The organism is Pseudoalteromonas sp. 120-MNA-CIBAN-0494, assembly GCF_040308885.1.
Classification (GTDB): domain Bacteria; phylum Pseudomonadota; class Gammaproteobacteria; order Enterobacterales; family Alteromonadaceae; genus Pseudoalteromonas; species Pseudoalteromonas nigrifaciens.
In genome coordinates this window covers 20,067-45,020 of record NZ_JBEOOE010000011.1, presented here as the reverse complement: position 1 = coordinate 45,020, position 24,954 = coordinate 20,067, and the positions used below count along the sequence as shown (strand labels likewise).

General features: G+C 40.1%; 23 protein-coding genes and 1 tRNA gene. 3 read left to right on the top strand and 21 right to left on the bottom strand.

Annotation, left to right across the window (positions count from 1 at the left end; genetic code table 11):
• Nucleotides 1–178 precede the first annotated feature (178 nt).
• Both AAEY55_RS09160 and AAEY55_RS09155 read right to left on the bottom strand, forming a co-directional pair.
• Nucleotides 179–502, bottom strand: coding sequence for a c-type cytochrome (locus AAEY55_RS09160; RefSeq protein ID WP_011326998.1), 324 nt, complete (start codon nt 500–502; stop codon nt 179–181).
• Between the two features lie 174 nt (nt 503–676).
• On the bottom strand, nt 677–1,216 hold the full coding sequence (locus tag AAEY55_RS09155; protein WP_058372404.1) for a DUF2058 domain-containing protein: 540 nt from the start codon (nt 1,214–1,216) through the stop codon (nt 677–679).
• Between the two features lie 262 nt (nt 1,217–1,478).
• On the opposite strand from AAEY55_RS09155, the gene AAEY55_RS09150 reads away from it, so the two are divergent.
• The gene (locus tag AAEY55_RS09150; RefSeq protein ID WP_350550936.1) at nt 1,479–2,627 is read left to right on the top strand and encodes an MFS transporter; all 1,149 of its coding nucleotides are present in this window, start codon (nt 1,479–1,481) and stop codon (nt 2,625–2,627) included.
• Here AAEY55_RS09150 and AAEY55_RS09145 read toward each other — a convergent pair.
• Complete coding sequence (locus AAEY55_RS09145; protein WP_011326995.1) at nt 2,594–3,094, bottom strand: prolyl-tRNA synthetase associated domain-containing protein; 501 nt, start codon at nt 3,092–3,094, stop codon at nt 2,594–2,596. The genes AAEY55_RS09150 and AAEY55_RS09145 overlap by 34 nt on opposite strands.
• Before the next feature lies 1 nt (nt 3,095).
• Nucleotides 3,096–3,482: a hypothetical protein gene (locus tag AAEY55_RS09140; protein WP_011326994.1), complete on the bottom strand. Its 387-nt coding sequence runs from the start codon at nt 3,480–3,482 to the stop codon at nt 3,096–3,098.
• 167 nt (nt 3,483–3,649) lie between these two features.
• On the opposite strand from AAEY55_RS09140, the gene AAEY55_RS09135 reads away from it, so the two are divergent.
• Nucleotides 3,650–3,725 (top strand) — tRNA-Ala (locus tag AAEY55_RS09135).
• A gap of 243 nt (nt 3,726–3,968) precedes the next feature.
• On the opposite strand, the gene AAEY55_RS09130 is transcribed toward AAEY55_RS09135, so the two are convergent.
• Both AAEY55_RS09130 and proB read right to left on the bottom strand, forming a co-directional pair.
• Nucleotides 3,969–5,216, bottom strand: coding sequence for a glutamate-5-semialdehyde dehydrogenase (locus AAEY55_RS09130; protein ID WP_058372401.1), 1,248 nt, complete (start codon nt 5,214–5,216; stop codon nt 3,969–3,971).
• Complete coding sequence (gene proB / locus AAEY55_RS09125) at nt 5,213–6,319, bottom strand: glutamate 5-kinase (protein WP_011326992.1); 1,107 nt, start codon at nt 6,317–6,319, stop codon at nt 5,213–5,215. The genes AAEY55_RS09130 and proB overlap by 4 nt, the downstream gene beginning before the upstream one ends.
• An 864-nt stretch (nt 6,320–7,183) precedes the next feature.
• Between proB and AAEY55_RS09120 the strand changes: the two genes are divergently transcribed.
• Nucleotides 7,184–9,031, top strand: coding sequence for a sodium:proton antiporter (locus tag AAEY55_RS09120; protein ID WP_058372400.1), 1,848 nt, complete (start codon nt 7,184–7,186; stop codon nt 9,029–9,031).
• An 80-nt stretch (nt 9,032–9,111) separates the two neighbouring features.
• Here the strand turns inward: AAEY55_RS09120 and AAEY55_RS09115 are convergent, their stop codons facing one another.
• From AAEY55_RS09115 to cutA, 15 genes are all read right to left on the bottom strand, one after another.
• A complete protein-coding gene (locus AAEY55_RS09115) occupies nt 9,112–9,750 on the bottom strand; it encodes a tetratricopeptide repeat protein (RefSeq protein WP_086994853.1) in 639 nt (212 codons plus the stop codon).
• A gap of 331 nt (nt 9,751–10,081) precedes the next feature.
• A complete protein-coding gene (locus tag AAEY55_RS09110) occupies nt 10,082–11,395 on the bottom strand; it encodes an adenylosuccinate synthase (RefSeq protein WP_011326988.1) in 1,314 nt (437 codons plus the stop codon).
• Between the two features lie 211 nt (nt 11,396–11,606).
• Nucleotides 11,607–12,485: a protease modulator HflC gene (gene hflC / locus AAEY55_RS09105; protein ID WP_011326987.1), complete on the bottom strand. Its 879-nt coding sequence runs from the start codon at nt 12,483–12,485 to the stop codon at nt 11,607–11,609.
• Nucleotides 12,486–12,490: 5 nt separating this feature from the next.
• Nucleotides 12,491–13,660, bottom strand: a complete 1,170-nt coding sequence (hflK, locus tag AAEY55_RS09100; RefSeq protein ID WP_011326986.1) for an FtsH protease activity modulator HflK — start codon at nt 13,658–13,660, stop codon at nt 12,491–12,493.
• A gap of 101 nt (nt 13,661–13,761) precedes the next feature.
• Nucleotides 13,762–15,051, bottom strand: coding sequence for a ribosome rescue GTPase HflX (hflX, locus tag AAEY55_RS09095; RefSeq protein WP_011326985.1), 1,290 nt, complete (start codon nt 15,049–15,051; stop codon nt 13,762–13,764).
• A 16-nt stretch (nt 15,052–15,067) separates the two neighbouring features.
• On the bottom strand, nt 15,068–15,331 hold the full coding sequence (hfq, locus tag AAEY55_RS09090; protein WP_011326984.1) for an RNA chaperone Hfq: 264 nt from the start codon (nt 15,329–15,331) through the stop codon (nt 15,068–15,070).
• 81 nt (nt 15,332–15,412) lie between these two features.
• Nucleotides 15,413–16,330 (bottom strand): tRNA (adenosine(37)-N6)-dimethylallyltransferase MiaA, encoded by a 918-nt coding sequence (gene miaA / locus AAEY55_RS09085; RefSeq protein WP_041454320.1) that lies wholly within the window; start codon nt 16,328–16,330, stop codon nt 15,413–15,415.
• A gap of 10 nt (nt 16,331–16,340) precedes the next feature.
• Complete coding sequence (gene mutL / locus AAEY55_RS09080; RefSeq protein WP_339685703.1) at nt 16,341–18,197, bottom strand: DNA mismatch repair endonuclease MutL; 1,857 nt, start codon at nt 18,195–18,197, stop codon at nt 16,341–16,343.
• A 37-nt stretch (nt 18,198–18,234) separates the two neighbouring features.
• Nucleotides 18,235–19,578: an N-acetylmuramoyl-L-alanine amidase gene (locus AAEY55_RS09075; protein ID WP_182684548.1), complete on the bottom strand. Its 1,344-nt coding sequence runs from the start codon at nt 19,576–19,578 to the stop codon at nt 18,235–18,237.
• 52 nt (nt 19,579–19,630) lie between these two features.
• Nucleotides 19,631–20,107, bottom strand: a complete 477-nt coding sequence (gene tsaE, locus AAEY55_RS09070; RefSeq protein ID WP_011326980.1) for a tRNA (adenosine(37)-N6)-threonylcarbamoyltransferase complex ATPase subunit type 1 TsaE — start codon at nt 20,105–20,107, stop codon at nt 19,631–19,633.
• A 130-nt stretch (nt 20,108–20,237) separates the two neighbouring features.
• Nucleotides 20,238–21,578, bottom strand: a complete 1,341-nt coding sequence (accC, locus tag AAEY55_RS09065; RefSeq protein WP_011326979.1) for an acetyl-CoA carboxylase biotin carboxylase subunit — start codon at nt 21,576–21,578, stop codon at nt 20,238–20,240.
• A 26-nt stretch (nt 21,579–21,604) separates the two neighbouring features.
• Nucleotides 21,605–22,066: an acetyl-CoA carboxylase biotin carboxyl carrier protein gene (accB, locus tag AAEY55_RS09060; protein ID WP_197108859.1), complete on the bottom strand. Its 462-nt coding sequence runs from the start codon at nt 22,064–22,066 to the stop codon at nt 21,605–21,607.
• Between the two features lie 33 nt (nt 22,067–22,099).
• Complete coding sequence (gene aroQ / locus AAEY55_RS09055; protein ID WP_011326977.1) at nt 22,100–22,552, bottom strand: type II 3-dehydroquinate dehydratase; 453 nt, start codon at nt 22,550–22,552, stop codon at nt 22,100–22,102.
• Nucleotides 22,553–22,778: 226 nt separating this feature from the next.
• Nucleotides 22,779–24,590: a protein-disulfide reductase DsbD gene (locus AAEY55_RS09050; protein WP_350550931.1), complete on the bottom strand. Its 1,812-nt coding sequence runs from the start codon at nt 24,588–24,590 to the stop codon at nt 22,779–22,781.
• Nucleotides 24,590–24,910, bottom strand: a complete 321-nt coding sequence (gene cutA / locus AAEY55_RS09045; protein WP_011326975.1) for a divalent-cation tolerance protein CutA — start codon at nt 24,908–24,910, stop codon at nt 24,590–24,592. The genes AAEY55_RS09050 and cutA overlap by 1 nt, the downstream gene beginning before the upstream one ends.
• Nucleotides 24,911–24,954: the final 44 nt, after the last annotated feature.

Below are 24,954 nucleotides of genomic sequence, written 5' to 3'. Positions count from 1 at the left end.
ATACACATAAGATCAATTGAGCAATAGATGTTTAGAAGTCTAAATTAGTATTTAGGTTATAGCAATAAGGAAATTAAAGACTTACATCCCCGACATAAATGACGGGGTTTTTCATCAGGAAATAAAATAGCCACACTAGGTGTGGCTGTTTTTTAATAAAAATAATTAACTGCGTTTATTATTTTACGTTTGCAAGGTAATCAGCAATTGCAGCAAACTCTTCATCTGTTACGGTTGCTACCATAGCTTTCATAGCCATAGACATACCATTACTGCGCGCACCTGATTTAATGTCTTTCATTTGTGCAACTAAATAGTCTTTATTTTGACCATTTAATTTAGGGTACATGCCCATAATAGGTGCCTTACCTTCTGCGCCGTGACACGTTTGGCAGTTTTTAGCAGTGTAAAGTGCAGCACCATCTGCAGCAGCTGCATTAAATGACAAGCTTGCGGCTAAACTAATACCCGCGCCTAATAAAAGTGTTTTAATTTTGCTCATTGTATTTACTCTTCTTTTTTGACGGTTAAAAAACTGTTCTGGTGATTGTAGTCAACAACACTATAAAAAGCATACGTAACTAATAGCATTTGACGATCAATCAGAACAAATACATGTACAGCTCATTTAAGTTAACTTTAGCAAAAATTAAATGAGTCTACACTTAACTAAAATTTACCACGTTAAATCATCTGGTATTTCAAAATCGGCGTATGGATCGTCTTCGTCTTTTTCTTTGCTTTCTGGCTCAACATGAAAAACAATATAATGTTCATCTACTTCAGCTACTTTACGTGCCGGTTCGTCTTCTAATACGTAAAATCGGCCTTCGAGCACACAAATAGCTAAGCGACCACCCGATAACGCTTTTTGCGTTCTTTCGTTTACTTCAATGCTCTTTACTTTGTTTTCGTAAGTAAAGTTAAAAGTACGCTCACCACGTATTGCTTCTTGGTTATGGTGTTCTAAAATTTGTTTAACACGGGCACTTTGCTCGCGCTGCTTTAAACTACCTTGGCGTGCCTGGTTAAGCTCTTCTGCTTTTTGTTGCTGCTCAAGTTTTGTTTGTTGAATATGCTTTTGTAAATCGCTAGGGTTACTGGTTGCACCCTTTTTTTGCTTTTTTTGCTGCTTACGCTTTTCTGATTTAGCAACTTTAGCTTTATGCGATGTTGTTAATCCTGCTTGGAGCAATTGCTCTTGAAGTGACCCCATGGCTCTATTCCACTAAAAACTAATATTAAGACTATTTTAATCACCAACGCCGGTAAATAACAGCGCTATCATCATTAATCTAACAAACGACGATAAAAACACCATGATTTAGCGCAAAGATGATAACTTTTTAGTAAACAATTACTCATTACAATTTATGGGCACACCAATAGTCGCTTAAAGTATTCGTTTTTAGATTATCAAACACAAGGGATTTTTAATATACTGCCACTTAACTATTAGTTACTCACCAAGCTATATAATGCGCTTACCTCACTTGCTGCTTTGCTCTGTATTTATTTTTTTTGTACTTTACGCTCCACAACCACTGCTTGGCTTATTTGCACTTGAGTTTAGCGTTGCGCCCGCCGTTGCTGGCAGCTTAATGACTGCGGCTATGCTACCACTGGCTATTGCGCCTTTAGTGTATGGGTTGTTTTTAACTAAACGTAATCCTTTATTTATATTACGCATTGCTATGTTGTTATTGGGGGGATGTTGTTTATTGTTTGTTTACGCCCCCACCTTTGAATTGCTGTTATTAGTACGCTTTTTACAAGGCCTAATATTACCAGCGGCATTAACAGCCATGACCAGTTATATTGGCATGAGCTTTAGTGCCGATACTCTGCAAAAAAATATGACAATCTACATTGGTAGCACCATAGTAGGCGGCTATTTTGGGCGCGTTCTGGCAGCCCTTTTTAGTGATATATGGCACTGGCAAAGTTTTTACTACTTTATTGCCACCATGCTCATTTTGCTTGCGTGGAGTATTCCTCATACCCGCTTTAAAAGTAATAACGTTAAATCAATACTTTCACCTCTAGACTATATTAAACAACTGCGTGAAGGGCCGCTGCTAAAAGTGTATGGTGCGGTGTTTTGTATGTTTTTTTGCTTTGCCGCTTTACTTAATTATTTACCTTTTATTTTGCAAAATACTTTTTTGATCACTAATACTCGCGATATTGGCTTGGTTTACAGTGGGTATTTAATTGGTGCTTTAGCCTCTATTACAACGCCTTGGTTACTTAAAAAAGCGCCCTCGCCATGGCATTTATTAACGGCTATATTTTTGTTTTACAGTGTTAGTATTGTCATGTTAATGAGCCACCAGCTAATAGTATTTTTAGCCGCATTTACATTATTTTGCGGGGCTATGTTTGTGATTCACTCAACTGCGGCGCCCTTAGTTAATAAAATCAGTAAAGCACCACCAAGTGTTACTAATGGCGGGTATGTATCGTTTTATTACAGCGGCGGTGCACTTGGGTCGTTATTACCAGGGGTGATATATCAGCATCATGGGCAAACCGCATTTATGGCAGCTTTATTGGCTGTTTGTCTATGCGGCTTGATGCTAATTATATGGGCTTACCTTGAGGGTAAAAATACTACGCGAGGCTGATGCTCAGTAAAGTTAAAAAACTGCTCTAAGTCTGCTTTATTAAGTAACCAGGTTTGGGTGTTTTCAAACGGATGACAATGAAATAGCTCACCTTGCCAAATATCTTGATCTAGCCAAACGCTTACTTCGTTTTGCTTGTCGTTCATTAGGCTAAGCATAGATACACACCCAGGCGCTACTTTTAAGTAGCGCGCTAAACGCTCGCTTGAGGCAAATCCTAGCCGCGATAACCCTTGTTGTTTTGACAATACTTTTAAATCAAGTTGCTTGTCATGGGCGGTTATAACTAAAAAGTGCCGCTTACCTTCATTATCACGTAAAAATAAATTTTTAAGTCGTGTACCCGGGCGCTCCACCATAAAGGCATCGGCATCTAAACTACCATGCAATGGTGGGTGCTCTATCACCTCATAATTAATATTTAACTGCGCTAATAGCGCTGCTAACTTTGTTTTATCAGCTAACATACTACAAACAACGTCCTCTTAATTGCACACTTAAATCACGCCACAGTACCTCATTAATTTCATGCTTAGCGGGGCAATAGTTGCGTGTTTCAAGCTCTTTATTTAACAATTCAACAGCTTGATCTTCTAACTGCAGTTTTAAAATACTCGACTCTTCAAAATGCTCTTGCGCTGCAAAACGCTCAAAGTCACTGCGGGTAAACTTTTTATCTAAATTAATGTTCTGGCGACTTTTAGCCTTTACCGATACGACATAGGCAAATAGCTTATTTCCTTGCTCATCTTGTTTTTCATGAAACTGTTTATTATTTATTTCATAAGGTTGCTCGTCACTTGAGTTAGCACAGCCCACAAGCAGAACCATCAGTACTAAGGCATACTTTTTCATTTTTAATTGTCTTTTTACTGAATATTGTTGTTGAGTCTACCAAAATTTCATCTAAACGGTAAAATTAGTGAAAAAATACTTGACCTATTTTATAAAAAATCTTAAAGTTCGTCCCGCTTGAGAATCAGCAATCAAGCTTTTACGTAATATGTAAAATTTAGGAATGTGGGGCTATAGCTCAGCTGGGAGAGCGCCTGCCTTGCACGCAGGAGGTCAGCAGTTCGATCCTGCTTAGCTCCACCACTTTCTTACTCCCTCTTTAGTATTGTCTCAAAGCCATCAATTTATTTGTTATTCTATCTTAAGTTTCACTCTGTATTTCAATCCCAAAATATACGCCATATAGTTAAAACTAACGCTATTGCACGCTTTTTAATTTTACTGGCTAGCGCGAAAGTAGAACCTAAGTTAATTTATTGCACAAAAAAGCCGAGCTGCAGCTCGGCTTTAAAATCATAATATGTTTTGTCCTGAAATAAACTAAGTTTATTCGCGGATCTGACCATCGCCATTAACTAAATACTTTTCAGTAGTTAGTGACTCAAGGCCCATAGGTCCGTAAGCATGTAGCTTAGACGTTGCAATACCAATCTCGGCACCTAAGCCCAATTGTGAACCGTCTGAAAAACGCGATGAGGCGTTAACAGTTACTACCGAAGCATCAATACTACGTTGGAATAACTCTGCCGTAGCAGCGTTTTTAGTACAAATTACTTCTGTATGGTGCGAACCAAATTGCGCTATGTGCTCTACAGCCGCCGCAAAACTTGGAACTACGCGAATGGCTATTTCTAAATCTAAATACTCTTCACCAAACTCATCGTCGCCCAGTACTGTTGCATTGTCAAAATACGTAGCTGCTTGGCTATCGGCATTAATTTTAACACCTTCTTGACGTAACACTACCGCACACAAGTTTAAAAACTCATCGGCAATATCTTGATGTACAACTAAGCCTTCTAAAGCATTACACACACCGGTACGTTGCGTTTTACCATTAAGCAGTAGGTTAATTGCCACTTCAAGGTCGGCGTCTTTATCAACATACAAATGACATACACCTTTAAAGTGTTGGATCACTGGAATTGTGCTGTTTTCGGTTACAAAGTTTATTAACCCTTCACCACCACGGGGTATAATTAAATCAATGCTGTCACGTTGCTGCATTAATTCCATTAATAAGCCACGATCGGGGTCAGGAATTACCGAAATAAGTGCCTCAGGTAAATTATGCTTTGCTAGCACGCTGTGCATTACGCTAGCAATTGCTTGTGAGCTTTTAAGTGCTTCTTTACCGCCGCGTAAAATTACGCTATTACCCGATTTAAAACACAATGCACCCGCATCTGCAGTTACATTAGGGCGCGCTTCGTAAATCATACAAACTACGCCTAGTGGTACGCGCATTTTACGAATTTTAATGCCATTTGGGCGTTCGGTAATATCGCGTAGCTGACCAACCGGATCATCTAAGCTTACAATCACTTCGATGCCTTCAGCCATTGCTTCTACACGTTCATCGTTAAGCGTTAGACGGTCGACCATTGCGGCTGCTAAGTTATTGTCGCGTGCCGCGGCTAAATCGCTTTCGTTCTCTTTAATAATAAATGCTTTTTCTGCACGCAGTGCTGCAGCCATGTCCAATAGCACTTTATTTTTTGTCTCGGTATCGAGTAACGCTAACTGATGAGCAGCTTTTGCTGCCTGGCGTGAAATATCCGTAATTAAACTCATGACTTCTCCAATAATGCGATATGTTTTTCAGATATAACAGGTCCAATTGAGTCCTGCATTTTTTCACTGAATTCACTCTGTTCGTTGTCAGCAATAAAGCTCAACAAACAGCTACTATAATTTGCGGTTGCTTTGGCTAAACGCGTACCATCTTCACTACGTACTAAAATAGTGTCACCAATTGCGAACTCGCCATGCACGGCCATTATTTCATCGCCACGAATACAGCCTGTTTCGCCTTCGAGTGACTTGTCAAACGAGCCATCTACAACAACTTCACCCTGCTCATTTGCAGTGTGCGTCATCCAATGTACAGAATCTTGCATTGGTTTTTCGTATGGTAAGAAAATAGTCCCAGGGTTTTCACCTGCAAGTAAACGCGTAAATGTCTCTTCTTTAAAGCCGTTAATAATATAAGTTGAAATCCCATGTGAGGTTGCTTTTTCAGCCGCTTCAATTTTGGTTTTCATACCGCCTGTACCAACTGCGCTAGTTGCACATCCTGCCATAGCATAAATAGAGTCATCAATTGATTTTATTTCAGGCAGTAAAATAGCATCGTCATGCAAGTTAGGGTTTTTATCATATAACCCATCCACATCTGAAAATATAAGCAGTGCGTCTGCATCAGCTGCTGCTGCAACCATAGCAGATAAGTTATCGTTATCACCTACTTTTAGATCATCGGTTGTTACTGCATCATTTTCATTAATAATAGGTAACACGCCGTGCTCAAGTAAAGTAAATACAGTTTCGCGAATACTTTGATAGCGTTCATGATCACGTAAGTCACCGTGGGTTAATAATAATTGAGCTGATGGAAAGTCAAAAAACCTATCCCACATTGCTATCATTTCTGTTTGACCTGCGGCAGCCATTGCTTTTTTCATCACGACTGAACGTGCTGTATCTGATGGGAACAAATGTGCCCCCGCAGCAACTGAGCCTGACGAAACTAAAATAACTTCAATACCACGAGCACGACAGCGAACAATAAACTGTGCAATGGTTAATATGTAACGTGAACGGCAGCCATCTTGATCCGGTGCAATTAAAGCACTACCTACTTTAAGTACTATACGTCGCCAATTTAACTTATTCATAAATGTTCAACTTTCCATTTTATTTGCGCTCATACAATGTGATGAGCTAAAACTAGTTAGCTAGGTTTAAAACATAGCTTCGAATTTGGTTTATCATTTAAAAACACTTTTTTACACACGCAAAGCGACTCTATCTAAAACTGTTGTTATAGATTTAAGCGCAAGTACTAAATAGCAACAACTCAACGGTGTTGAATAGTACTAACAAAAAATTTAAAAAGTGTTGTTTATGTATCGCTGTAAAAAGCTGTGTGTGGCTTTTTTATTAACAACATACATAGAGCCTCTTAAGTCAGATACACCAACAGATAGGGTGATGACTTAAGGACCGAGATTTAACCGCCACGATGGGGGCTAAATATTGAAAGGTAATAATTCAACTCAAACCTTTATTTATTTAAATAGTTAAATAAACTTGTTTAGCAAAATCATACCAAAGAGTTCGGTAAATGATATTTATACTGCTCAAACCCTTAAATCACTACAAAACAGTATTATACCGCTTTAATGTGACTCTAATATTAATAAGTTATTATTTTAAAATAACCACTTAATTAGACAACTAATTGTTTGAACACGAAGCATAATACGCTAAAACTGCAGGTAAAATCAAGGTTAAAATTCAAACTAAGTAAAATACAGCTTGTTTTTCGAACTGTTTTTATATTAATTATCAAAAAGTTAAATCCTTTTTGTAGGGTATTTATTAAAATTACTGATAAAATAACAGACTTTAAAACCCGTAATATCTGATAAACAGCTAAAATTCTATTAGCAAAATTTAACTTATCCGTGTATACCCCTGTATTATAATTAACATAAGTTATACTTTTATCTATCATATTCACAAGGAATTCTTATTCTATGTCAGCAATTTATATAGCCGGTATCGCACTTTGCTCCGTGCTTGCCCAGTGGGTCGCATGGGCGTTTAGAGTCCCTGCTATTCTGTTTTTATTGCTTACAGGACTATTATTAGGGCCATTTACTGGCGTACTAGATCCTGACGCGCTTTTAGGCGATTTACTCTTTCCTGTTGTGTCACTCAGCGTTGCTATTATTTTATTTGAAGGCTCTCTCACCCTGCATTTCAGAGAATTAAAAGGCATCAGTAAAGTAGTCAGAAACCTGTGTTCAATTGGTATGCTCACTACGTGTATAATTATTAGCTTTAGTGCCTATTGGCTATTAGAGCTTAACTGGCGGGTAGCTGCTGTGCTCGGCGCTGTACTTGTTGTAACGGGTCCTACTGTTATTGCCCCTTTGCTAAACTCTATGCGACCAACTCAAGACATCGACCGAATACTACGCTGGGAAGGCATTGTTATAGACCCTATTGGTGCTCTTTTTGCCGTATTAGTTTTCGAAGCCGTGATGTTGGTTGGCGAAGGTCAAATATTTAGCCATACCATTATCGCGCTAGTTAAAACCTTAGGTGTAGGCTTAACAATTGGTGTTGTTGCAGGTTGGCTTACTACACAACTTATGCGCCGAGAGTGGCTACCATTTGAGTTGCATAAGTTTGGCATTTTAGCCCTAGTGCTTATAAGTTTTTCAGTGTCTAATCACTTAAGCCATGAATCAGGTTTATTAGCGGTGACTGTATTTGGTATTTGGCTTGCAAACCAAGATGATTTAGAAATTGATTCGGTGCTTGAGTTTAAAGAAGATCTATCGATGATTTTAATCTCAACACTGTTTATTTTACTTGCAGCAAGGTTAGAACTCTCTGATTTAATGATGCTAGATAGTGACGTTTTTATATTTTTAGCTATCGTGCTATTTATAGCTCGCCCTGTGTGTATTGCAATATCGACTTTTGGTACTGACCTACCAATGAAGTCACGCTTAGTACTCGCTTGGATTGCGCCACGCGGTATTGTTGCCGCAGCTGTTGGTTCTGTATTTGCGCTGAGCATGATGGAAGCTGGTGTTGCTGATGCAGAAAAAATGGTGCCGCTCATATTTACCGTTATTATTATTACCGTGGTGCTGCAAAGCCTAACTGCCATCCCTTTAGCTAAACTGCTTGGTGTACGTCAACCATCACCAAGTACCATTTTAATTATTGGTGCAAACCATGTATCGCGTGCTATTGCGCGTGGCTTAAAAGATCAAAATATTCCTGTGCATTTATCTGACCCTGCATGGGAAAACTGTAAAATGGCCCGTATGGATGGCTTGCCTTGTTACTACGGTAATCCGCAATCTGAACATGCTGAGCGTTACTTGCCTTTAACCACTATTCGTAGTGTGTTGGCACTGTCACCAAATCGCCATCACAATGCGCTAGGTGTACAGTATTTTTCTCACTTACTTAATGATAAAAATGTGTTTTCGCTACGCTCATCTTCATCGCATGCTAAAGCGAATAAAGACAGCGCGACTTTCTTATCGCGCCAAATTTTATTTGGTGAAAACGGCTCTTATGCACGCTTAAGCAGTGTGATAGCGAAAGGCGGTAAAGTAAGTGCTACCCGTATTTCTGATGAGTTTAGCTGGGAGCAATATCAAGAAATGAACCCAGAGGCAATTCCACTGTTTATTCTCAAAGGGGATAAAGATGGCGATGACGATGCGCCAGTTAAACTTAGACCCTTTACCAGTGATATGGAAAAACCACCGCAAGAAGGTGAGCGCATTGTTGCTTTGCAACCAGCTAAAATATCACTACTAAAAGATTCACAAGCAAAAGCTAAAGAAGAAAGTTAACACTTTTATTAGTTTTTAATAAAAAGGCCTAACTCGCAAGAGTTAGGCCTTTTTAGTGTATTTTTGGTATATCAATATGCTTACATAGGTAGGCGAGCACGAGCCACAACGCTGGCTGGCATTTTTTCGGCTAACTGAGCTAATAAACGCGCAATTTTTTTATGTGTATTGGCATCTGCAACCTTGGCATTAAATAACCAACGATACATATCTTCAAAGTCGCGTGGACTGCCGTAGCCTTGGTTAAATAACTTAACTAAGCGAAACTGCGCTTTTAAATTTCCCTGCGATGACGCTTCACGCAAATAAGTGATTGCCATTGCTTTATCTTGTTGTACCAAACGCCCAATGTCGTAGTAACGCCCTAACTGCTCTAAAGCCGCTGCTAAGCCCTGCTCAGCCGCTTTTTGCATATAGTACACACCTAACTCTACATCGCGATCAACACATACGTTATAGGCTAGCATATCGCCATATAAAAACTGATACGATGGTAATGCCATTTTATTGGCTCGCGCTTCTATATCTTGTACTAACTGGCAATCATCTGCCTTAACCCGGGCTAAATGGGTGTTTTTATTAATTAGCGAAATTAACTCAGTCTCAGTATACAGTGGCACTGCTGCTGCCGTTTCTTCTGCTAAGCTATTGCTGCTCATCAATAAAGAGAGTGTCATTAATGGTAATAACAAAACTGAATGACTAAAAAGTAACTGCATCTTTATCACTTATAAAAATAAACCTATTAAATACTATACAAAGATCGTTCCAAAATTAATATTTAACCTGAACTCTAGTTAAGAGGTTTACTAACGTATTGAATCATAGTTATATTTAATTTTATTTTCTCTAGCCAGAGGTTTTCAGTGAAAACAAGGCGAATTTATGCGTCAATAGCTGGCCTATTGCAAGTAAATTCAACGCAGTTAGCGCTGAAAATAGCTGCTTGAGATAAGTTTATTATCCGGATCTCAGGTTATTTATACTCTATTGTTATTTTTAGACATAAAAAAAGCTGCATTAAGCAGCTTTTTTCAAGTCTAGTTGATATTACGCAAACGGATTGCGAAGTATCATAGTTTCTACACGATCAGGACCAGTAGAAATAATATCAACAGGAACACCTGTGAGCTCTTCAATACGCTTAACGTAATCAATCGCTGCTTTTGGTAAACCATCAAGGCTAGTTACACCAACAGTATTTTCTGACCAACCAGGCATTTCTTCGTATATTGGCGTTACTTTTTCGTAACCTTCAGCTGCTAATGGCGTTACGTTAGTAACTGTGCCATCTTCAAGCTTATAACCAGTACAGATTTTAAGTGTTTCTAAGCCATCTAAAACATCAAGCTTAGTTAAACAAAAACCAGAAATACTATTGATTTGCACTGCACGACGCATTGCTACGGCATCTAACCAACCAGTACGACGAAGTCGACCAGTGGTTGCGCCAAACTCATGGCCTTTATCGCCTAAGTGCTTACCAACTGGGTCTTGCTTATCAAGGCCGTCGTAAAGCTCTGTAGGAAAAGGGCCTGAACCAACACGTGTAGTATATGCTTTAATAATACCAAGCACATAATCAAGGTGTAGTGGGCCAAAACCAGCACCAGTAGCAACGCCACCAGCTGTAGTGTTAGAAGACGTTACATAAGGGTAAGTACCATGATCGATATCAAGTAACGTACCTTGTGCGCCTTCAAACAAAATGTTGTCGCCAGCTAAACGCGTTTGATCTAAAAGCTCAGTAACATCAACAATCATCGCTTTTAAAATATCAGCAACGGCCATTGCGTCATCAAAGGTTTTCTGAAAATCAACAGCATCTACTTTATAGTAATTAACTAAAGTAAAGTTATGGTATTCAAGAACTTCTTCTAGTTTTGCTGCGAATAGTTCAGGATTAAATAAATCCCCTACGCGCAAACCACGACGTGCCACTTTATCTTCGTACGCAGGACCGATACCACGGCCAGTTGTACCAATTGGCTTATCACCACGTGCAGTTTCACGGGCTACATCTAATGCAACATGGAAAGGCAAAATTAATGGACATGCAGCACTGATTAAAAGACGCTCGCGTACAGGTACGCCACGTGCTTCTAACATGCCAATCTCTCTCATTAGCGCTTCTGGTGATAATACAACACCATTACCAATCACACATTTAACATTGTCACGTAATACACCCGATGGAATAAGGTGCAGAACTGTCTTTTCACCGTCGATCACTAAGGTATGGCCAGCATTGTGCCCACCTTGATAACGAACTACTAAAGATGCTTTATCTGTAAGGAGGTCAACTACCTTACCCTTACCTTCGTCACCCCATTGGGTGCCTAATACAACAACGTTTTTACCCATTGTAACTTCACTTAAAAAAATTAGGACAAGATTTTACCAGAAAACAAAGCCAAAGTTCACCCCGTTTAGCTTATATTTTCCGCTCGTATATTTATATGTATAAATATTAACTAATAACCACATAGATAACAGTGGTTTAATGCATTAAATCTGTTTCAATAAAAAGCCCCACTAACGCGAGGCTTTTAAGATTTAAATATATTGGTTAGCTTTATTGTGCAGTAGCACCTTTCATATATTTAAAGAAGTCGCTATCTGGTGAAAGAACCATTACGTCTTGCTTGTTTTTAAAGGTTTGTTTATACGCCTCTAACGAACGAACAAAACTAAAAAACTCAGGATCTTTATTGTACGCATTAGCATAAATAGCTGCTGCATCTGCATCACCTTGACCACGTACTGTACGTGAATTACGCTCAGCATCGGCAAGCATTACCGTTACACGACGATCAACGCCAGCACGAATAGTTTCGGCTTTTTCTTGACCCTCTGAACGATGCTCTTTAGCAACCGCAGTACGCTCAGCACGCATACGTTGATAAATCGAGCTGCTGACTTCTTGTGGTAAGTTTATTTGCTTAACACGCACGTCAAGTACTTCAATACCTAGCTCGCGGGCACTTTCAGAAGCTTGTACTAACGCCTCTTCCATTAACTCGCTACGCTCACCCGACACTATTTCACGAATAGTACGCGTACCAAAGTTAGTACGTAGACCGTTATTTACTTTTTGTTCTAGCAGCGTTTCAGCATATTGCTTATCGCCACGAGCACGCAAGTAAAAAGCACTAAAGTCGTTAACACGCCATTTTACAAACGAGTCAACAATTAAGTCTTTTTTCTCGCTCGTTACAAAGCGGTCTGGTGTACCATCAAGCGTTTGAATACGTGCATCAATACGACGTACTTGGCTAAAAAATGGTACTTTAAATTGTAAGCCTGGGCTGTACACTATGGCTTGATCATCACTGTCTTTTTGTACTTTACTGAATAACAAAACAATTGCTTTTTGCCCTTCAGGTACAACAAAAACTGACGAGAAAGACATTACAATGGCAGCTAATAGTATGACTAAACTAAAGTTTTTCATTATTGTTATCTCCCATCATTAAAACGATCGTTGTTAAAGCGGTCACTACCACTATTAACAGAGCTATTGCGTGACGTATTTACTTTGTTACGTAAATCTTGAATATCACTTGAGCTAGGAAGTGCAACACGGGTTGCTGTGCCTTGCTTTTCCATAATTTTATCAAGTGGTAAGTACATCATGTTGTTGCCACCTTTTACATCAACAAGTACTTTAGAGCTATTGCCTAATACTTCTTGCATTGCATCAATGTATAAACGTTCACGAGTTACTGTTTTAGCCGCTTGATATTCTGGTAATAGCTTTTCAAAACGAGCAACTTCACCTTGTGCCTCAAGTGTAATACGCTCTTGATAACCTTCGGCTTCTTGAGTCATACGTGTAACTTGACCACGAGCACGAGGTTCAATTTCACGCGCATATGCTTCAGCTTCACGGATAAAGCGCTCTTCATCTTCTTGTGCAGCAATTGCATCATCAAACGCATCTTTAACTTCAGCTGGTGGACGAGAATCTTTAAAGTTCACGTCAGTCACAATTAAACCTAAGTTATAAGGTTCAATAACCTTGTTCAGCTCATCCCATGTATTTTGGCGCACAACCTCACGGCCGTTTGTTAGTACTTGGTCCATTTTTGCATGGCCAACTACATAACGTAGTGCACTTTCTAGTGCTTCTTCTAAGCTACTATCAGCATTAGTTACACTAAATTTATACAAGTATGGGTCAATAACACGATATTGAACTTGGAACTCAACGCTTACTACGTTTTCGTCTTCAGTTAACATAAAACCAGACGTTGATAATGAACGAACAGCTTCAATATCTACTGGTATTATGGTTTCAATAAAGGTCATTTTCCAACGCAGACCAGGATCAGCAATACGATCATACTTACCAAATTGAAGAACCACGCCACGCTCGGCTTCTTTCACGGTATAAATACCACTGAGTGCCCATACAATTACAGCAATTATAAGTATAAATGAAATACCGGCTCCGCCAAGTCCACCGCCGCTACCATTGCCCGGTTTTTTGCCGCCAAATAAGCCACTAAACTTGTTACTGAATTTACGCAGCACCTCGTCTAAATCAGGTGGGCCTTGATCTCGTCCGCCTTTGTTATTCCACGGATCTTTATCATTGCCATTATTACCCGGTTCATTCCAGGCCATAGCTATACTCCATTGTTATCTAAATAAATAAGGAAATTGAGTTAAATCTAACAAATCTACTGCGTTTCTTATACAAAAACCGACATTAATTACATCAATTTTTAATCACAGACGATAAAACCAGCAATTTCAGGACCAAATTCTTTAATTAAACGATTCCACTCAACTACAGGTAACCTAACATCTAACAGCCAGTTACCTTGTTCATCAAAGCGCTCGTCGCTTACCGCACTTAAACTAAATAACGACGATCTTAACCGTCCATATTGTGGTGCGAGCAATAATGTTTCGCTAAGCATTTGTTTAGCAAGTAATTCGCTAATAGCTTCGCTAAGTAACTCGCAACCTTCGCCGGTTTGAGCAGAAAGCCATACCCTTATAGGTTGGCCTTCATCATCGCGATCAATACGCGCAGTAATATCATCCAGCGCATCAATTTTGTTATAAACCAATAATTGCGGTACTTCATCAGCTTCAATTTCTTTGAGTACTGATTGTACTTGTTCAATATTTTCTTTTAGTCGTGCATCTGCCACATCAATAACATGCAGCTGTAAGTCGGCTTCTCGCGTTTCTGTTAGCGTCGCTTTAAATGCCGCCACTAAGTCATGCGGCAAATGGCGAATAAAGCCAACAGTATCGGCTAAAATAACCGGACCAACATCGCCTAACTCAAGCTTTCGTAACGTTGGGTCAAGCGTCGCAAACAATTGATCCGCAGCATAAACATCTGAGTTTGTAATACGATTAAATAATGTTGATTTACCCGCGTTAGTATACCCTACTAACGATACAGTTGGTATTTCGTTACGGCTACGAGCTCGTCTACCTTGCTCGCGCTGTACAGCAACTTTATCTAGGCGTGCACGAATATTTTGCAGGCGGGCGCGCAATAAGCGTCTATCGGTTTCGAGCTGTGTTTCACCTGGCCCACGTAAACCCACGCCCCCTTTTTGACGCTCTAAATGCGTCCAACCACGAATTAGTCGCGTGGACATATGACGCAATTGCGCCAGTTCAACTTGCAACTTACCTTCGTGGGTACGTGCACGTTGCGCAAATATATCAAGAATAAGGGTGGTTCTATCAAGCACACGACATTGCAAAATGCGTTCTAAGTTACGCTCTTGGGACGGTCTGAGTTGATGATTAAAAATAACGACATCGGCATTGTGGATTTTAACAGTCTCAGCTATTTCTTCTGCTTTACCAGTTCCGACAAATAGTTTCGGATGTGGTGCTTGACGGCTGCCTTGCACAACCGCCAAACTACTAACACCAGCAGAAGATACCAACAATTCTAATTCGTGAAGATCTTCACGATCCCCCTCTTTAGGAAAGTCAATATGAACTAAAACTGCCTGTTCGCCAGATTTATAGCGGTCAAACAAGCATCACGCTCCTAATTTAAATGTTTCCAGCTTCAGGTTCTTCAGTGTCGTCATTTTCTTGAACACCTTGGAAATTAACTGCACGAGCAGGAACAACTGTTGAAATTGCATGTTTATACACCATTTGATTTACGGTGTTTTCTAGTAAAATAACAAATTGATCAAATGACTGAATTTTACCTTGTAATTTTATGCCATTAACCAAAAAGATTGATACTGGGATGCGCTCACGGCGTAGTGCATTCAAAAATGGGTCTTGTAACGATTGGCCTTTTGCCATGTTATTATTCCTTCGTTCTAGGTGTTATTATAATTAAGTGGCTGAACTTATTTAACAAAGCTAAATTTTATTCAACTACTACTAGCTTAGCGAACTTACTACACGATGCAAGTTTTCTTCATCACCCGTTGTTAACCATGTAACATCAGGCCAGCTTCTTAACCAAGTTAATTGGCGTTTAGCCAATTGACGTGTAGCCGCAATGCCGCGAAATACCATTTCATCATGGTCAATTTCACCCGCAAGGTAATCCCACATTTGTCTATAACCTACACAACGAATAGAAGGCATATTGGGGTGTAAATCCTTACGTAGATATAGGGTCGAAACTTCATTTTCAAACCCCTGTTCGAGCATTATTTTAAACCTTTTTTCAATTCGCTGATGTAATTCACTGCGCTGCGTTGGCGCAATAGCAAATTGATGAAAAGTATAAGGTAAAACCGGCTGCTTTTGCTTTTGCAGCTCGGTCATGGTTTTACCTGTTAATTTGTATACCTCTAAAGCACGATTAATTCTTTGTGAATCGTTTTCACTCATTTTTTGCGCTGCTTGCGGGTCTATTTTTACCAGTTCTTGATACAAATGTGGCCAGCCATATTGCGCAGCTTGCGCTTCAAGTTCGGCTCTTATTTCCACGTTAGCTTCTGGCAGTGGTGATAAACCATCAATCAGAGCCTTGAAGTACAACATGGTGCCGCCAACTAATACCGGCACCTTACCTTGCTGATGAAATTCATCTATTTTTATTATCGCATCACGTCTAAAATCAGCAACTGAATAAGTTTCACTTGGGTCAAGTAAATCAATTAAGTGATGCGGAGCACGTGCTAACTCTGATGCATCGGGTTTAGCCGTGCCAATATCCATACCCTTATATACTAACGCTGAATCAACACTAATTATTTCGGTATTTAAATGCTCACACAATGAAATTGCCAACGCCGTTTTACCCGCTGCAGTTGGACCCATTAAAAATATGACTGGTAAATTACTCAACACGAATACCTTAATCTAATTGCGTTAAATAGTGCTCTATATCTATTTTAACTGCTTTTACACGCAAACGTTCAATTGTTTGCGGATTATTTTGCATGCGGGCTTGCTGCGCTAAAAAGATATTGCTGGAATAAAAACGCGCTGGTGTGTGCTGCATCTGCCACGCCAACCAGCTTTCTATGTTTTCAAGTGGTGCTTTACACGCTTCCAGCAGGCTTTCAACCGCGCTAGTAACGTCTAATAAATATAAGCACGCGGGAAGTTTTTTAACCATCACAAACTGTTTTTCAATAATTAGCTCAAAACCTAATAGCGTAAACCAAGACTGTTGCGCTGCTATTAGCTCACAGTCTTGCTTGGATAAATTAACCCGTACTGGCAACAACAGCGCTTTGCCCTCTAAGCTGCCCTGCTCTTTTATTTGCTCATGCCAATCATCAACTAATGCATATTTAAAATGTGAGCAATACAATTGCTGCTCGCTGCTAAACACACACACGCCTTCGTTGATGCTGATAATAGCAACCGTTTTTAAAGCAACTGCCTGCTCCACAGCGTGTGACTGGTTAACCCCAACAGATACGTGAGCAACTTGGTCAAAATGCGCGGCATGCTGCTCACTCACGCCCTGATAAAAAGCATTAATATCATGATGATTAGTACTAGGTGCAGCTCTGTAGGCGCCGCCACTCCCTCCCGCACCACGCGAACTTAGCGATGCGCCGCCAGAACTGACACTATGAGATGGTTGCAATTGCGATTTAGGATAATCAAATACCTCACCCGACTCAAAATTCCCAGTGGGAGAACGCGCAGTGTCTGTCTGACTAAATGCCGTATCGGCTAGGTTATTTAAAGGCTCATTAGTAAACTCACCTTGCAGTGGCACAACAACTTGTTTAATTGCTTGTAGTATAAAGTCGTGTACTAAACGCCCTTGATGAAAACGTACTTCGTGTTTTGCCGGATGAACATTTACATCAACTTGACGAGGGTCAATATCAATATAAATAACAAAACCGGGTAACTCTTGGGCACCACTTACTTCTTCAAATGCTTGGCGAATAGCGTGCAGTATAAGCTTGTCGCGCATCATACGATTATTTACATAGGTATACTGCACGGTGTTAGCAGAACCAACCGGCAATACCCAGCCATGGAGCTGCAAGCCCCCCTCGCCCGATTGAATATGCAAGCCTTGCTCAGCAAATGCTTTACCCGCCACTTGCGCTACACGGGCAATTGCTTGGCTAGGATCAGTTTTAGCACGGTACTGCCTGACTACTTTTTCATTATGAGTAAGGGTAATAGATACATCAAATCGACTCAGCGCAATGCGCTTTATAAGCTCATCAATATGGCTAAACTCTGTTTTTTCGGTACGTAAAAATTTGCGCCGTGCTGGCGTATTAAAAAATAAATCTTTTACTTCTATGGTGGTGCCATCTGGGTGCGCTACTGGTTTTACTTGCACAGCCATATCGCGGCCTTGTGCAAATGCTTGCCAAGCGGCTTCTTGATGTTTAGTTTTTGAGCTTAGCGTTAAGCGCGAAACGGAACTAATTGACGCCAGTGCTTCACCTCTAAATCCTAGTGAGCAAATATTTTCTAAATCATCGAGGGATTTCAATTTACTGGTTGCATGGCGAGAAAGCGCCAATGTAAGCTCGTCTTGAGCAATACCCGCACCATTGTCACGAATACGAATTAGTTTGTGCCCACCTCGCTCAATATCTATTTGAATGCGTGTAGCACCAGCATCTAGGCTGTTTTCTACTAATTCTTTTACCACCGACGCGGGGCGCTCGACCACTTCACCTGCAGCAATTTGGTTCGCTAAACGTGCGGGTAGTATTTCAATACTCATTCAATTTCCTAACAAACATGGCTCTAATGATAAGCAATTAACTTTGCGGTATATCGAGTTCTTGGCCAATAAATAAGGTATTAGAGCTTAATTTATTCGCCTGCTTTAACTTGTTTATAGTTATGCCGTAGCGACTCGCTAACATGCTTAACGACTCCCCCGGGCGAACTTTATGCTTGGTTGGATATTGCGACTTTAACTTGGCAAATAAAGAATCGTCAGGTGGATTTTTTAAGTAATAATTTTTAATTGAGGTAAATATAGCTTTGGCTAAACGCTCTTGGTGATTAGCACTTTTTAGCAATTTTTCTTCACGGGGATTAGAAATAAACCCTGTTTCGATTAAAATAGAAGGAATGTCTGGTGACTTTAATACTGCAAGACTCGCATGTTGAGGATCTTTTTTATGTAACTTTGCCACCTTACGCAGCTCTTTTACTACTTCATCAGCAACGCTCAAACCGGTTTTCATCGAATGATCCATCGACATATCAAGCAGTGCTTGCGCTAAGTACTTTTCATTGGCGGCATCTTTTATTACATCTGCCGCGCCACCTAAAAGCTCAGAGTGTTTTTCTTTATCTTCAATCCATTTACCTATTTCTGAGTTAGCACGGCGCAGTGATAACACCCACACTGAGGCACCATTTGGACCTGGGCTCGTAAATGCATCAGCATGAATAGAGACAAAAAAATCAGCTTTTTTCTCACGAGCACGATTGGTGCGGGTATTGAGCTTTACAAAGTAATCGCCGCTGCGCACCATACGCGAAATCATCCCGCGCTCAGAGTCAATCATCCTCTCTAAGCGTTTAGCTATTTGTAATGTAATCGTTTTTTCATAGGTACCCGATGGGCCAATTGAGCCAGGGTCTTCGCCACCGTGACCAGCGTCAATCGCAATAACAATATCGCGCTCTTGGCTTAATTGACGGTTTTTAGCCGCTGTCTGCGCTGGTGATACTGCTGTGGATGATTCACTTTTATCATATAGATCAACAACCAACCTGTTTTTATAGGGGCCCGTTGGTGCTAATGCAAAAACCACAGGCTTTACCGGGGCACTCAATTCAAAGACAAAGCGCACGCTGTGTTTATTTTTTGGTTTAGAATAACGAAGCTTACTAACAATTTGATGCTCAGGCGGAATACCGGGTAACACTTTAAGCTCCCGTGTTTGCTCTAAATCAACCACTAAACGGCTAGGATTTTTAAGCATAAAATAACTAAAGTCAGGCTTTTCAGTTAAATCAAATACCACCCGAGTGCTATCGGGAGATGGCCAAACGCGCACACTATTAATAGTATTTTGTGCCCATAGCGACGAACTCGTAGTGATAGCTACAAGATAAATAAAGAGTTTAATTACACCGCGACTCATGTTGATAATGACTGCCTTAACTATTTTATTATTTGTTATATAACCAATATTATTACTCTGAGGTTAAGTTATTTAGTTTTTCAATAATTACGCTACCACGCTCACTGGCACTATTAATAACGATATTTCGCTCATCGCCTACATAGCTTAAGGTAATATTTAAATCTGGCACAGGAATAAACTCTCCGCCTTTTTCTGGCCATTCAACCACACAAATTGCTTGCGCTGAAAAGTAATCGCGTATTCCCATATATTCAAGTTCTTCTGGATCGCCTAAACGATACAAATCAAAGTGGTAAACATTAGCGCGCTCCAGCTCATATGGCTCTACTAAGGTATACGTTGGACTTTTAACCTTACCTGTATGGCCAAAACCTTGCACTATGCCACGTGTAAAGGTGGTTTTACCCGCGCCTAAATCGCCATGTAAATAAATTACCGCACCTTGCTCTATAATAGCCGCAATTCGATTGCCCATTGTTACCGTGGCAATATCATCACTCAAGTGAGACTTAAAACTACGTGACATTATTACCTTTACCTCAAAAATTTATTAAAGCGCATATTTGTTAATCATACCAGATTATTTATTTAAGGTGATACAGCCAATTTTTAAAGATAAAAAAACCGGCTAAGCGCCGGTTTCTATTAACGAGGAATTATAGTCCCAATTTTTTCTCAAGATAGTGGATATTAGTCCCACCATTTTGGAAGTTTTCGTCTGCAAGAATTCTTTTATGCAGCGGAGTATTGGTTTTAATACCGTCGATTACTAATTCATTTAGTGCGTTACGTGCACGAGCAATTGCTACGTCACGGTTTTCACCGTAAGTAATTAGCTTACCAATCATTGAATCGTAATGTGGTGGAACCGTGTAGTCAGCATAAATATGGCTGTCCCAACGAATACCTAAACCACCCGCAGGATGAAAACGTGTAATTTTACCCGGTGACGGAATAAAGGTTTCTGGGTCTTCTGCGTTAATACGACATTCAATTGCATGGCCGCGAATAACAACATCATCTTGAGTGAACGACAATGGCTGACCAGCAGCAATTTTTAGCTGTTCTTTAACTAAATCAATACCTGTAACCATTTCAGTAATTGTATGCTCAACCTGAATACGGGTATTCATTTCGATAAAATAAAACTCGCCGTTTTCGTATAAAAACTCAAACGTACCAGCTCCACGATAACCAATTTCAATACAGGCACGCGTACAGCGCTCACCAATAAACTTACGTGTTTCTGCTGTAATTCCTGGAGCGGGTGCTTCTTCAACTACTTTTTGGTGACGACGCTGCATAGAACAATCACGTTCACCTAAATGCACAGCATTACCTTGGCCATCAGCTAAAATTTGTACTTCGATATGACGTGGGTTTTCAAGGTATTTCTCCATGTAAACCATACCATTACCAAAGAACTGCTTCGCTTCTTGCTGGGTTAATGCAATTGAATCAATCAGTTCAGCTTCGCTGCGCACAACACGCATACCACGACCACCACCGCCACCAGCGGCTTTAATGATTACCGGATAACCAATGCGCTTAGCAATTTGCATATTGCGCTCTTTGTCATCTGATACTGGACCATCTGAGCCTGGTACACACGGAACACCGGCTTTACGCATTGCTGCGATTGCAGAGACTTTATCGCCCATAAGACGAATTGTATCGCCAGTAGGACCAATAAATACAAAACCACTTTGCTCAACTTGATCGGCAAAATCAGCATTTTCTGCAAGAAAACCATAACCAGGATGAATCGCTACAGCGTCAGTTATTTCAGCCGCGGCAATAATACGCGGAATATCTAAATAACTTTCTGTTGCTGCTGGTTTACCAATACAGATGGTTTCATCTGCAAGCAATACATGCTTAAGATCGCGATCTGCCGTTGAATGCACAGCAACCGTTTTGATCCCAAGCTCTTTGCAGGCGCGCAATATACGAAGTGCAATTTCACCTCGGTTTGCAATGACTACTTTATCTAACATTAGAGTTGGCCTTTTAGGTTGCGCTATTATTCAATGATGAATAAAGGTTGATCAAATTCTATTGGCTCGCCATTTTCAGCTAAAATAGCTTTTACTGTACCAGCTTTGTCTGACTCAATTTGGTTCATCATTTTCATTGCTTCGATGATACATAATGTATCGCCAACTTTAACTTGAGAACCAACTTCTACGTATGCTGGCGCTTCTGGTGAAGCTGCAGCGTAGAATGAGCCAACCATAGGTGATTTAACTTGATGACCTGTAGAGGCTGCTGGAGCAGCGGCTTCAACTGCTGCAGGAGCTGCAGCAACTGGAGCGGCAACTGGTGCTGGTGCATATTGCTGTGGCGCAAACTGAGCATAGCCTGGGCCTGCACTCATGTTATTACGATTTATACGTACTGACTCTTCACCTTCAGTGATTTCTAGCTCAGCAATACCTGACTCTTCTACTAATTCAATAAGTTTTTTGATCTTGCGAATATCCATAAACGGCCCGCCTATTAGTTTGTGTGTTTAAAATTAATTTGAGTTTTGCAATTGGTTTACTGCAGCTTCAAGCGCTGCGTGATAACCCATTGCACCTAATCCACATATTACGCCTTGCGCCACATCAGAAAAATACGAATGATGGCGAAACGCTTCACGTGCGTGCACGTTGCTTAAATGCACTTCAAAAAACGGAATATCAACACTTAACAATGCATCACGTAATGCGACGCTCGTATGCGTAAATGCAGCAGGATTAATAATTATGTAATCAATCGCTTGCCAAGTATCGTGAATACGCTCTATCAGTGCTTGCTCACTATTACTTTGGAAGTGCGTTAACTCAACATTTAAACTATCAGCGGCACATGTTAGTTCGCTCATAATTTCGCTTAGCGTACGTGAACCGTATTTATCTGGCTCACGTTTACCTAGCATATTTAAATTTGGGCCATTTATAACTAAAAGCTTGAATTTTGCAGCCATAATACGCGATATATCCTATAAGTAATGAGTTAAGCAGTCGTTAGCTAATTTTTTACAAAAATGTGAGTATAAAAAATAAGATAACAACAATTTCTCACGTTAACCAACTATTATAGTGATTTCGACGTAAATAACAGCAAAATACTGGTCTTATCTCTGTATTGGGTACAAGTGTTGAGGCAGTAGTAATAGCCCCACCTTTAAATTATGGGGGGCTATTATATTGCTACTTTACGCTGGCGCGTACTGTAGATAGGTGCTGAGCAAAATCTTCAGCATTCAAAAAGCCGGTAACACGCTGTGCACTTAGCTCCTCTCCTTGGGTATTAAAAAACAAAATACTCGGTAAACCAAACACCGTATATTCTTCCATTAGTTCGATTGTTTTGTTATCGCTGTCGGTTAAATCGACTTGAATAAGCTCAAAGTGACTAAACTCATTTTGCACTTTTGCATCGGGAAAGGTGTAATGCTCAAATTCTTTACACGCAATACACCAATCAGCATATAAGTCGACCATAACCAGTCGGCCTTGCTCATTAGCGTGAGCAACGGCTGCTTTTAACTCAGTTAAATTGGCTACTTGCTTAAACTCATTACTTTGCGCACTTACTTGCATTGTTTGCATGTGTACTGGCCAAAAATAATTTTTAGTTAAGTTAAAGCCACTAACAACGAGTAACGTTGCAGCAAACCACAGTGCTGTTTTTAATTTTCCTTGTGTTTGGCTACTTTGCCAGTGATGCAAGTAAAGCGCGGTTGCCAAGGCCAATACTCCCGCCATTAATAAAATAACATCGGCATCTAAAAGGCGCTCAAGTAATATAAGTGGCACAACTAGCATAATAAAGCCAAATAGGGTTTTAACTTGTTCCATCCAGCCACCGGCTTTAGGCAATAGTTTTCCGCCCGATGTACCGAGTAACAATAATGGCAGTCCCATCCCTAAACTCAGTACATAAAGCGTTAATCCCCCCACTAAATAGTCGCCACTTTGTGCTACAAACAATAGCGCCGCTGACAAAGGTGCGGTGGTGCAAGGCGAGGCAATCAAGCCCGATAATACGCCCATTAAAAACACACCAACGTAGTTGCCACCTTTTTGGTTATTACTTACTTGGGTTAACTTGTTCATCATGCCACTTGGTAGCTTTATTTCGTACCAACCAAACATCGACATTGCTAATAATACAAACAATAAACTAAAGCTAATAAGTACATAAGGGTGCTGCAAATAACCTTGAACTTGCCCGCCAAGTGCGGCCACAACCAAACCTAATGCCGCGTAGGTCACTGCCATACCTTGAATATATACAAATGATAACGCGAAGGCTTTTTTAGTTGAGAGATTTTTTTGCCCAGCAATTAAGCTCGACAAAATTGGAAACATTGGAAATACACACGGTGTAAAAGCCAGGCCAACACCAACAACAAAAAATATCAGTAAATTAGTAATTAGCCCTTGGCTTGCTAACTGCTCGGTAAAGGTCAGATCTTTTTTAGGCGCATTGCTTGTCGGCGTATTAGCCTGACTTAATACTGTAAATGCGTTTACAGAGGTTGCACTGTGCGTAGCATCATCAGCATTTTGCAGCTGTTCACCGGCAATTTTGTTTAGCGGAATACTAATAACTTCAGGTGGGTAACATAACCCAGCTTCAGCACAACCTTGGTAACGCACTTTTACTACTGCTCCCTCAGTTACATTACTGAGCTTACTAACAATACTAAGTGCATTAAAAAAAACTTCTGTTTTACCAAAGAACTCATCTTCGATAACTTCTCCATTACCTAAGTCGCCTACTTCTATATTCGCGCCTTTGGCAATAATCTCTATTTTATTTTTATATAAGTAGTATTCAGGTGCAATATCCCAGCCTATAAATAAAGTATTATCTTGCTGATCAAAATCAAATACAAATGCTTGGTCTACTTGTAAAAAGGTTTGTTGTGGAGGTGCAAGTAAATCACCAAGTATATTATTAGCCTTAGCTGGAGCCGCTAATAATGCAACCAGTAACAAAAAGAAAAAACGCATTAATTAAGTACCTCATCCATCCAATTAAAATAAGCTAGGTTACCCGTTGCCACATCAACAACCTGGATCTCTGGCACTTCGTAGCTGTGTAATGCTTTAATAGTTAAAAATACATCGTTCATTTTATCTAACTTTGTTTTGATCAATAGTTTAGCTTCGGTTGCCTCAACTACTTCACCTTCCCATATATAAATAGAAGCTACCTTTGGTAGAATATTCACACATGCAGCCAGTTTTCTCTCAACTAATGCTTTTGCCAGCTCTCTTGCTTCATTTTCATCTTTGCAGGTAGTAAAAATAAGTTTAAATTGCGCCGCCATAATGAACCTTTATGTGTTTAATAATGTCTGTAAGCATAGTATCT

Bases quoted from the DNA above. Each gene is read 5' to 3' on its own strand.
- AAEY55_RS09110 (WP_011326988.1), bottom strand. From the start codon at position 11,395: ATGGGTAAAAACGTTGTTGTATTAGGCACCCAATGGGGTGACGAAGGT.
- AAEY55_RS09120 (WP_058372400.1), top strand. From the start codon at position 7,184: ATGTCAGCAATTTATATAGCCGGTATCGCACTTTGCTCCGTGCTTGCC.
- aroQ (WP_011326977.1), bottom strand. From the start codon at position 22,552: ATGGCTGCAAAATTCAAGCTTTTAGTTATAAATGGCCCAAATTTAAAT.
- AAEY55_RS09155 (WP_058372404.1), bottom strand. From the start codon at position 1,216: ATGGGGTCACTTCAAGAGCAATTGCTCCAAGCAGGATTAACAACATCG.
- proB (WP_011326992.1), bottom strand. From the start codon at position 6,319: ATGAATAAGTTAAATTGGCGACGTATAGTACTTAAAGTAGGTAGTGCT.
- AAEY55_RS09115 (WP_086994853.1), bottom strand. From the start codon at position 9,750: ATGCAGTTACTTTTTAGTCATTCAGTTTTGTTATTACCATTAATGACA.
- hflC (WP_011326987.1), bottom strand. From the start codon at position 12,485: ATGAAAAACTTTAGTTTAGTCATACTATTAGCTGCCATTGTAATGTCT.
- AAEY55_RS09150 (WP_350550936.1), top strand. From the start codon at position 1,479: ATGCGCTTACCTCACTTGCTGCTTTGCTCTGTATTTATTTTTTTTGTA.
- AAEY55_RS09050 (WP_350550931.1), bottom strand. From the start codon at position 24,590: ATGCGTTTTTTCTTTTTGTTACTGGTTGCATTATTAGCGGCTCCAGCT.
- accC (WP_011326979.1), bottom strand. From the start codon at position 21,578: ATGTTAGATAAAGTAGTCATTGCAAACCGAGGTGAAATTGCACTTCGT.
- cutA (WP_011326975.1), bottom strand. From the start codon at position 24,910: ATGGCGGCGCAATTTAAACTTATTTTTACTACCTGCAAAGATGAAAAT.
- AAEY55_RS09145 (WP_011326995.1), bottom strand. From the start codon at position 3,094: ATGTTAGCTGATAAAACAAAGTTAGCAGCGCTATTAGCGCAGTTAAAT.
- hflK (WP_011326986.1), bottom strand. From the start codon at position 13,660: ATGGCCTGGAATGAACCGGGTAATAATGGCAATGATAAAGATCCGTGG.
- AAEY55_RS09160 (WP_011326998.1), bottom strand. From the start codon at position 502: ATGAGCAAAATTAAAACACTTTTATTAGGCGCGGGTATTAGTTTAGCC.
- tsaE (WP_011326980.1), bottom strand. From the start codon at position 20,107: ATGTCACGTAGTTTTAAGTCTCACTTGAGTGATGATATTGCCACGGTA.
- accB (WP_197108859.1), bottom strand. From the start codon at position 22,066: ATGGATATTCGCAAGATCAAAAAACTTATTGAATTAGTAGAAGAGTCA.
- AAEY55_RS09140 (WP_011326994.1), bottom strand. From the start codon at position 3,482: ATGAAAAAGTATGCCTTAGTACTGATGGTTCTGCTTGTGGGCTGTGCT.
- AAEY55_RS09075 (WP_182684548.1), bottom strand. From the start codon at position 19,578: ATGAGTCGCGGTGTAATTAAACTCTTTATTTATCTTGTAGCTATCACT.
- mutL (WP_339685703.1), bottom strand. From the start codon at position 18,197: ATGAGTATTGAAATACTACCCGCACGTTTAGCGAACCAAATTGCTGCA.
- hfq (WP_011326984.1), bottom strand. From the start codon at position 15,331: ATGGCAAAAGGCCAATCGTTACAAGACCCATTTTTGAATGCACTACGC.
- AAEY55_RS09130 (WP_058372401.1), bottom strand. From the start codon at position 5,216: ATGAGTTTAATTACGGATATTTCACGCCAGGCAGCAAAAGCTGCTCAT.